2 protein-coding genes are annotated in these 1134 nt (G+C 43.6%); both read left to right on the top strand.

Features of this window, described 5'->3' with window-relative positions; translation table 11 throughout:
• On the top strand, positions 1-315 hold a 315-nt coding region (gene tssK / locus HMPREF3022_RS01490; protein WP_141756476.1), incomplete at its 5' end, for a type VI secretion system baseplate subunit TssK.
• A gap of 1 nt (position 316) precedes the next feature.
• Positions 317-979, top strand: coding sequence for a DotU family type IV/VI secretion system protein (locus HMPREF3022_RS01495; protein WP_049332191.1), 663 nt, complete (start codon positions 317-319; stop codon positions 977-979).
• The last annotated feature ends 155 nt before the right edge of the window (positions 980-1134 follow it).

Consider the following 1134-nt stretch of genomic DNA (forward strand, 5'->3'; position numbering starts at 1 on the left):
GCAGAGTTTTATCTTTCCGCCCATTCCGACTCCGTCGACTTCTTGGAATTGCAAAAACAGCTGCCTTTGGTCAGTAAAATCGGTGCCCCCGATGATGTGGAGCGTGTAATTAATACGGCAGTAGTCGGCGTACCTTTACATCACCTTCATCAGACTCCACCGGGTCTGCCTTTTAGAATGGACAATGTGTATTTTAGGTTGGATAAACGGCATATCGCGTTTGATAGGATGATGCAGTCCCAAGTATGCAGCATTTATGTTCCGGCCTCTATTTCTGATTTACATTTAAGCCTATTTGCAGTAGTGAGTATTTAATATGAATAACCAACCCTTAATTAGAACCGTTTTGAGAGATACTGCTTTGGCGGTATCCGCATTATCTGCCGGCTTTACACCTGACCATTCCGAATCATGGTATGCGCATTGCAAAAATCTGATTCAGGATTTAAAGACAAAATTAGCCGAGCTTGGATGGAAAGAGGCGGATATTGAAGAAGTTTCATATGCACAATGCGCCCTTTTGGATGAGGTTGCACTGCGCACGCTGAAAGGTAACGACAGGGAAGTATGGGAAAGAAACCCTATGCAGGTTTGTTTTTTCCAATCATATAATGCAGGGGATATCCTGTGTGACAGAATCGAATCTTTGTGTAAAAACCACAAGGATGCCAGCCCCTTGGTGGCGGAAACCTATCTGAGTGTGATTAATTTGGGCTTCAGGGGCCGATATGTTTTGGATGAAGATGCATTGCACACCGCACAGGAGCAGTTGAAAAAAATCACACCTGCCTTTCCAAGCAATGCCGTATCGGAAGACGGTAAGTTGTTTTATATAGATCAAAAGGGAATGCCGCTGAAAAAAGCATTCAGTCTCCGTCCGTCTTGGCTACTTGTAGGAAGCATTGTTGTGGCAACGGTTGCATACTTTGCATTTAGATATTATCTGGATGGTTTGGTTGAGCAAATACAAGCATTGTAATTTCAAGTGTTTATATAATGACTTATCGGAAAATTTCGGTTCTGGCGACCCTGGCTGTTTTTGAGCTCGTTTTACTGTATGTGTTCGCAGTATATTGGCAGACAGGTTGGATAATCAAAGGTTGTGCTTGGGCATTGTCCGTTGGGACGGCCTTT

It is taken from the genome of Neisseria sp. HMSC065C04 (assembly GCF_001815375.1).
GTDB lineage: Bacteria > Pseudomonadota > Gammaproteobacteria > Burkholderiales > Neisseriaceae > Neisseria > Neisseria flavescens_D.

Bases quoted from the DNA above. Each gene is read 5' to 3' on its own strand.
- HMPREF3022_RS01495 (WP_049332191.1), top strand. From the start codon at position 317: ATGAATAACCAACCCTTAATTAGAACCGTTTTGAGAGATACTGCTTTG.